The following is a 7,544-nucleotide window of genomic DNA, read 5'->3' on the forward strand; positions in this document are numbered from 1 at the left end:
ATGGCTTGCCATCAGGCTGACGCCCGTCGAAGGACAGGAGCAGTTCAATGACCCCTGCGAAATCACCCTTCTTCTGGATGAGGTCGATCCGCGCGACGTCACGTGCATCCATCTTCGGAAGGCTAGCACCAAACTGCCCCGTCCAGCCGCTGTGCGCCTCCTTGCGGTCGATGATGGGAATGACGCTGCGCGCGCCATTCGCCATGGTCAAGGCGATGCCTGAGAAATTGTCGAAGAAGGCCTGGTCCGATGATCCCACCTGCAGGAACTTCAGCTCGCTGAGCGGCAGGTTGATGACGGCGTCCGCCGGGTTCCCGACCTGAAGCCCAAGCGTCTTGTTGACCTCCGTCAGGAAGGCGCGGTTCCACAACAGGCGGCGCGGCGCTGCGATAGCGAGTTGCCCCGCACGCGCGACGGCGAGCGAGCGCACCTCGGGCGTCAGCCCCGCCGCCGCGATCACGCTGCGGTAGCGCCGGATGACGGTTTCGCTGAAGGTCACGAGCTTCATCGGCAGGAACAGCGCGGGCGTGGCGCGCGCCACCTCCAGCACGACGCGGTAGACCTGGACGACTTCGAAATAGAGCACGCTCAGCGCATGCATGTGATTGTAGTTGGTGACGACACGGGTCGACAGCTTCTCGCTTTCGGACTGTGAGCTTTCGGTCACCGCCGTGGCGCGGCGGTTGCGGGTGCTGTTGGCCGCCTGCTGGGTGCGGTCGGAGACGTTCTGCATCATCTCGCCCGTCAGCGTGCGCTCACCCGATGAGGAGGCGCGCGAGGAGGCCCAGCCGGTGTTGGTGGAATTGGCCGATGAGGTGCCCGTCGAGCGCACGCCCACCGAGGCGGTATCGCCGCCGAACACCGCCGCCTCCAGCATGCCGAGCAGCCCCGGCGTCGAGGCTGCGATGCCTGCGGAACCTCCGGTCTCCGCCGTCTGACGTGCGGTGGCCGTGGAAGAGGATTCGGAAAAACCCTGCTGCGCCTCGCGCGCCACGGCGGAGGTGACCTCGCTGATCGAGCGGTTGCGCTCCGTGCTGGCGCTCAGCGCCTCCATCTGCTCGGTGACCTCGTCGCTCGAGGCGCGCACGCGGCGCGTCCAGTCAACCAGCGCGATGCGCGTGCTCTCCCCCGGCGCCAGCGCCAGAGAGTGCAGCAGCTGGCCCAGCGCCAGCCCCTGCTGGAACCAGCTCTGGCGATAGGTCAGGATGGCGCCCACCGCCGGCTGCGCCATCAGCGTGGCGGCCACGATGTCGGCGACATCGATGCCGCCGGCATTGCGGATGTCGAAGCTCTTCCCGAAGAGAAGCACATCATCAAGATCATTGTCGAATGTGCCGCCGCCGTTGTTCCAGTTGGGAATCATCGTCCCGGGGTTTGGACGGGGGCGCGGGCGCTCATCCTCGTCCACGGGCTCGAGCACATGGTCGAGCACCAGCACGTCATACTGCACGCGCTCGGTTGCATATTGGCGCGCCGTGGGCACAAGTTCGGCGGGGCGCTCCGGATCATGCGGCAGCTCATTTGCAAAGCCATAGGCGTCGTTGAAAATGCGCCGCGCAGCGCGGTAGGGCGGCCAGGCCGCAAGTTCCCGCACCGTGACCGTGCCAAACGCCGTGGCCATCGCCTGGCCCCGCTGAGGCCCGACGATGCGCAGCACCGTCAGCGGCTGTTCGGCCAGTTCATCATAGGTGAGGTCAGCCGCATTGGCGTCGATCATGTCGCGAGGGACTGCCATCGCTCCCATCGCCTGAACGCCTGCCGCGGCATCGCTGATGGCGCGTGCCGTGCCGAACAGCATGGAGGTGGCGAGGTCAAAAACCGTCTTGATTCCAATCGTCTCGAGCAGCGTCACCGCTGCGGCGGGAACGGAGAGCAGTGCTCCCGCCGGCCGGGCCAGGAGCTGAACCGGCGTATCGGATACATATTGCTGGCGAACCGGATAGCCGTCCATCGCTTCCTCCATCTGTCAAAACGACAAGAGAATACAACTTTAACGGTTGTATAACGAAAGCGTTTCATGGTAAATAGTTTTATCAAAACTGGGGAGGAAGTGCCGGGCGGCAGTCTGGTTACCGGACCGCCCTCAGCAGAAAGGCTGCTTCGCGCGCCCAGACCTGACTGTCGGCGATCATGTCATGGCTTGCGCCCGGCAGGATCACCAGTTCCTTGGGCTCATTCGCCAGTTCATGGAGCTTTCGTCCATGCGCCACGGGAATGATACGGTCGGCATCGCCGTGGATGATCAGGAGCGGCGCCGTCACCTTGCCGATGACATCGCGCGAGCGGAACTGATCCTTCATCAGGAGCCGCACCGGAAGCCAGGGATAGATTTCCGCAGCAACATCCACCGCCGCGGTGAAGGGCGCTTCCAGCACCATTGCACCCACCGGCCGCATCGCTGCGAGTTGCACCGCAACGCCGGTGCCGAGGGACTCGCCCACGAGCACGATGTCCTTTGCCTCAAGACCGCGCGCGGCAAGAAAGTCATAGGCGGTGAGCGCGTCCGTGATGAAGCCCTGTTCGGAGATGTTTCCCGTGCTGGCGCCATAGCCGCGGTAGGAGACGAACAGCGCGCCAAAGCCCTGGGACTGGTAGAAGGCCATGCGCTCTGCCCGGCCCGCGACCTCCCCGCCATTGCCATGGAAGAACAGGATCGTCGGGTAACCCGGCCGCGCCCCAGCGTGCCACAAGACGATTGTCTCGCCATCGGGCGTCTTCACCCGCTCCTCGCTGACGCCGGTGAGGCCCAGTGCCTCCGGCGTTATGCCTTGATGGCTCGGGAAATACTGCAGGCTGCGCTGCTGCACATACATGTAGAGCAATATGCCCAGATAGGCCGCCGCGCCCACAAACAGCATGGACCGCAGCAGGCTCATCATGCCTTGAGCCTGGCGGGCGTTGCCACATCCTTCGTCCAGCACCAGACGGCAAGAAGCGGTGTCGCATCCGTCTTCGTGGCATGGAGCGCCATGGGCGGATGCCAGATCGTGGCGCCCTGCGGCTTGTCCGCAAAGGGTCCGCCATCAATGCTCCAGCGGCTATTGGGGGTCAGCGGCCAATAGAGTTCGGGCGCCGGGTGATAGTGGTCGCGGTAATGGCGGTCCGGCCCCAGCATCAGCAGGCCAAGCAGGAAATCGCCGCCCGGAAAGAAACCATCCGGTCCGATGATGTGAGACCACCCGTAATTGGCGCTGAAGCCCTCGCCCAGCAGCGCATCGGTGTAGGTAGACGACTGCACCCAATGGAGCGAATCCTCGACCGCGGCAATGGCGGCGGCGAGGCCGGGATCAAACAGCATGGTCTCGCCGATCGACTGGGGCAGATGGGAGAGAACGGGAAGCCCGCGCGGCTCGGGCTCAAAGAAGCGGGCCTCGCCCAGATCCTGCGCAGCAAGCCGCGAAAGGACCTCCGCCACACCCTCGCCCGGGCGCGCAGACAGCCCGCGCGCGATGGCGCCAATCAACCGGCGCGTCTGTTCGAACAGTTCATGATTCATGATGGATCGCGTCTAGCATGACGTTCAGCGTCAGGACAGGGCAAGGGGTCGAGAGCAGCCGATGCAGGCACTACACGTCACGCTTGCATTTTCGCAGAAATTGAGAAATCATCAATCAGGAACTGGAGTTGGTCTCATGGGACGCCTGCCCTTTCCCCGCCCGCCGAGGCTACGGCTGATCGTGCCGTCGAATGTTGGCGCATTGCGCCCGCGCCACAGCCTGCCAGCACTTCAGGCCTCTGTCAGCGACGCCGCCTTCAGCCCTGACAATTCCCTGTTCGCACTGGCGACGGGAGATGAGGTCCTGATCTATCATTCCTCAACCGGCGCTCTGGCAGGGCGGCTGATAGTGGGGCCGATGCAGGCCTATACGCTCACCTTCCATCCCGATAACCGGCACATCGCAGTCGGCGGCCACAACGGGTCCTCCCTGACGATCTGGGACGTGAACAGCTTTGCGCTGGTTCAACGGGTTGTCATGCTGCTGCCCGGCACGCCCAACTGGTTCCAGCCGGCCTCCATCGCATTCTCGAAGTCAGGCGCGACGATGATGGCGCAGGGGCAGGATGAGCGCCTGGTGATCTGGGACTGGAATGGCGCAAGACCGGCCCTTCGCCGCATCCTCCAGTGGCCGGGCACATTCAATGGACCCTTGCGGGCCTCCCCCGATGGCTACTGGCTGGCGGCCGCGCGGGGCGATGGCCGCGCGGGCCTCTACCGCTACAATCTCGACGGGGAACTGGAGCGCCAGCCGGGAGACTTCGAGACAGGCCGCCAGGTCCAGACCCTCTGCTTCGATGGCGCCTCGCGGCACCTGATCTACGCGGGAGGCGCATCGGAGACCGGCCACGCCGAAATGATCAGGCTGGAGGATGGGCAGGCCGTCAGGCGCTTCGGAATGTCTGCGGCGGAAGGGGGTGGACAGGTGCTCGGCGCGACGGTCTCGCCGGCGGCGCCCCTGCTGGTGCTCTCCCAGGGCAGCAGCCTTCAGGTTCCAGGCCGTCTTCACATCTACCGGACCGACACCGGCGAACTGCTGCGCAGCATCGACATGACGAGCGACGTACTTGTCTTCTCTCCTGACGGCCGGCGCCTTCTCATTGCCTCGTGGCATGTACCAGGAGCGGGAAGCCTCGTTCAGCTATGGACGGCCTGAGCCGGAGGAGTGGCACGGCACTCACGTGATGCCGGGTCCGGTGATCTCGCGCAGCAGCTTGCGGAACATCGCCTCGCCGTAATCCTCATAGTCATTCGCGGGGATCACGAAATAGCCAACACCGCCCGCCACGTTGTTCTCGAAATAGCTGTCGAGCGTGGGCCACTCGTTGAGGATGGTGAGACCGTTGATGGTGATGCCCTGGCCTACCAGCCTGTCGCGCACGGGAGATACGGGCGGGCCGCTGTTGTTGCGCCCGTCCGTCGAGACGTCGATCACCTGCCGCTCGGCGGCGGGGGCCGCAGCGAACAGCGCGGCTGAGAAGGTCAGCGCCGCGGAGATGGAAGTGCCCCCCTCGGCCAGTTGCCGCGGCATGGTCATGAGGAGCCCGCCCAACGCGTCGGCATCCGCCGCCCCGGCGACGACGGTCCACGGCAGCGTCACGATCTGGTTGCGGTCGTCCGACCACTGCACGACAGCGACGGCGATCCTCTGGCGGTGTCCTTGCGCAATGGCCTTCTTCACGTCCTCACGCATGAAGGCCCGGCCGATACCGTCCATCTGCAGGGCGAATTCGCGGGCATCGACGCTGAACGAACAGTCGATGGCAAGGATCAGCGCCAGATCGACATCATGCTGCTGGGCGCGGCCGGCGGGCAGCGGCAGGATCAGGGCGAAGGACAGGATCAGGCCGCCCAGCCAGAACGCGATGGACCTGAGCCCGCGCCCAGCCGCCATGGCCCGTCTCAGGTCCTGAACTGGACGAAGTCAAGGGCGCGGCAGTCCGCGGCCTTCCACCCGATATTCACCGTGCGGCCTTCAGCCACCGTGCTCGAGCCACCCTTGTTCGGCACCTTGACGATGAAGTCGTCATGGCCTGCCACCTCGAGACGGGCGCGGATGTGATCGCCCAGATAGATCAGCTCCGCGATGCGCCCGCTCAGGATCACATCGGCCGACTGCTCCGTGGGGTTGATCTCCACCCGCTCCGGCCTGATCGACAGCAGCGTGCGGCCGCCCTTCTCCTTGGCGCTGATGGCCAGCGCCTTGACCATCTCGCCGGTCTCGAGCTTGACCGTTGCGACATTGTCGGCGCCGATCTCCGCAACTGTTCCCTTGAGCTTGTTGTTCTCGCCGATGAACTGCGCCACGAAGGAATTCACCGGGCGCTCATAAAGATCGGACGGGGTGGACAGCTGCTGCACCACGCCGTCGTTGAACACCGCGATGCGGTTGGACATGGTGAGCGCCTCGGACTGGTCATGCGTCACATAGACGATGGTGACGCCGAGCCGCTCATGAATGTGCTTGATCTCATATTGCATCTGCTCGCGAAGCTGCTTGTCGAGGGCACCGAGCGGCTCGTCCATCAGCACCAGGTCTGGCTCGAAGACGAGTGCGCGCGCCACGGCGATGCGCTGCTGCTGGCCGCCGGAGAGCTGGCCGGGCCGGCGGTTGCCCATCTGCGGCAGTTCCACCATCTTGAGGATCTTCGCGACCCGCTCTTCGATCTCCGCCTTGGGAATGTTCCTGACCTGAAGCGGGAACGCGAGGTTCTCGTTGATGGTCATATGCGGAAACAGCGCGTAGTTCTGGAACACCATGCCGATGCCGCGCTTGTGCGGCGGCACGTTGTTGATCGGCTTGTCCTTCAGGAAGATCTCGCCGTGGGTGGCGGGCTCGAAGCCCGCGAGCATCATGAGCGTGGTGGTCTTGCCCGAGCCGGACGGGCCCAGCATGGTCAGGAATTCGCCCTTGGCGATGTCCAGATTGAGGTTTTTGACCACGAGCGTTTCGCCGTCATAGCTCTTCTGCACATTGGTGAAGCGCACCATCGGCTCAGCTGCCGAAACGCCATTTGCCATTCCCTTTTCCCCCACCTTCGCGAATGTTCGTGGCTACGTGAAAAAATATCATAGGCCGCGACGACGAGGATGCAAGTCCCTCATGCGGCGCGGCCCGTGAATTCGCGTTCAGGTTTTAGTTCAGCGCTTCTTCTTCGCAGCGGCCTTCTTCTTCGCCGCCGGCTTGCGCTTGGCGCCCCGGCCTGCGCCCACGATCAGGTGTTCGGGTCCGTAGGGGAAGCCCGTGATGTTCCTGTTGCCCTTCTCGGTGATCACGAGAATATCATGCTCGCGGTAGCCGCCCGCACCCTTCTGGCCCTCGGGGATCATGATCATCGGCTCCATGGAGACCACCATGCCGGGCTCCAGCACCGTGTCGCAGTCCTCGCGCAGTTCCAGCCCGCCCTCGCGGCCGTAGTAGTGGCACAGCACGCCGAAGGAGTGGCCATAGCCGAAGGTGCGGTACTTCAGCAGGTCGTGGCGCGCATAGATGTCGTTCAGCGCCTTGGCGACGTCGGAGCACTTCGCACCCGGCACCAGCAGCTTCTTGCCCTCGTCATGGACGTGGCAATTCACCTCCCACAGCCGGATATGCTCCTTCGAGGCGGTCTCGGCGAACAGCGTGCGCTCGAGCGCCACATAGTAACCAGCAACCATCGGGAAGCAGTTCAGGCTCAGTATGTCGCCACGCTTGATCTTGCGCGAGGTGACGGGGTTGTGCGCGCCATCCGTGTTGACGCCGGACTGGAACCAGGTCCAGGTGTCGAGGAGTTCGGCGTTGGGCCATGTCTTGGCGATCTCGCGCACCATGGCCTGGGTCGAATGCAGCGCCACCTCATGCTCGGGCACGCCAACGGCGGTTGCTTCCACCACGGCGGCGCCGCCGATGTCGGCGATCTGCGCCATCTTGGTGATGTGCCGGATCTCTTCCGCGCTCTTGATCATGCGGAGCCGCATCGAGGGGGCGGCCACGTCCACGAATTCAACGCCCGGGAAAGCGTCCGAAAGCTGGGCGCGGAAATCGAGGTTGACGTGGTCGAACTCGATG

At 64.4% G+C, this 7,544-nt stretch carries 7 protein-coding genes; 1 reads left to right on the plus strand and 6 read right to left on the minus strand.

Annotation, left to right across the window (positions count from 1 at the left end; translation table 11 throughout):
• From ACILRA_RS16725 to ACILRA_RS16735, 3 genes are all read right to left on the minus strand, one after another.
• Positions 1–1,951, minus strand: a 1,951-nt coding sequence (locus ACILRA_RS16725; RefSeq protein WP_395663204.1) for a hypothetical protein, incomplete at its 3' end; no start/stop codon positions are given.
• 118 nt (positions 1,952–2,069) lie between these two features.
• On the minus strand, positions 2,070–2,879 hold the full coding sequence (locus tag ACILRA_RS16730) for an alpha/beta hydrolase (RefSeq protein ID WP_395663205.1): 810 nt from the start codon (positions 2,877–2,879) through the stop codon (positions 2,070–2,072).
• Complete coding sequence (locus tag ACILRA_RS16735; protein WP_395663206.1) at positions 2,876–3,496, minus strand: dimethylsulfonioproprionate lyase family protein; 621 nt, start codon at positions 3,494–3,496, stop codon at positions 2,876–2,878. Before ACILRA_RS16735 ends, ACILRA_RS16730 begins: the two co-directional genes overlap by 4 nt.
• A 136-nt stretch (positions 3,497–3,632) precedes the next feature.
• Here ACILRA_RS16735 and ACILRA_RS16740 point away from each other — a divergent pair, with 136 nt between their 5' ends.
• The gene (locus ACILRA_RS16740) at positions 3,633–4,652 is read left to right on the plus strand and encodes a WD40 repeat domain-containing protein (RefSeq protein WP_395663207.1); all 1,020 of its coding nucleotides are present in this window, start codon (positions 3,633–3,635) and stop codon (positions 4,650–4,652) included.
• Between the two features lie 21 nt (positions 4,653–4,673).
• Here the strand turns inward: ACILRA_RS16740 and ACILRA_RS16745 are convergent, their stop codons facing one another.
• The 3 genes from ACILRA_RS16745 to ACILRA_RS16755 all read right to left on the minus strand — a co-directional run.
• Positions 4,674–5,390: a DUF1194 domain-containing protein gene (locus tag ACILRA_RS16745; RefSeq protein WP_395663208.1), complete on the minus strand. Its 717-nt coding sequence runs from the start codon at positions 5,388–5,390 to the stop codon at positions 4,674–4,676.
• Positions 5,391–5,398: 8 nt separating this feature from the next.
• A complete protein-coding gene (locus ACILRA_RS16750; protein ID WP_395663209.1) occupies positions 5,399–6,517 on the minus strand; it encodes an ABC transporter ATP-binding protein in 1,119 nt (372 codons plus the stop codon).
• Between the two features lie 120 nt (positions 6,518–6,637).
• Positions 6,638–7,544 (minus strand): M24 family metallopeptidase (locus ACILRA_RS16755; RefSeq protein ID WP_395663210.1); only part of this gene is annotated, 907 nt, incomplete at its 5' end.

Source organism: Aestuariivirga sp. (assembly GCF_044239095.1).
Lineage (GTDB): Bacteria > Pseudomonadota > Alphaproteobacteria > Rhizobiales > Aestuariivirgaceae > Aestuariivirga.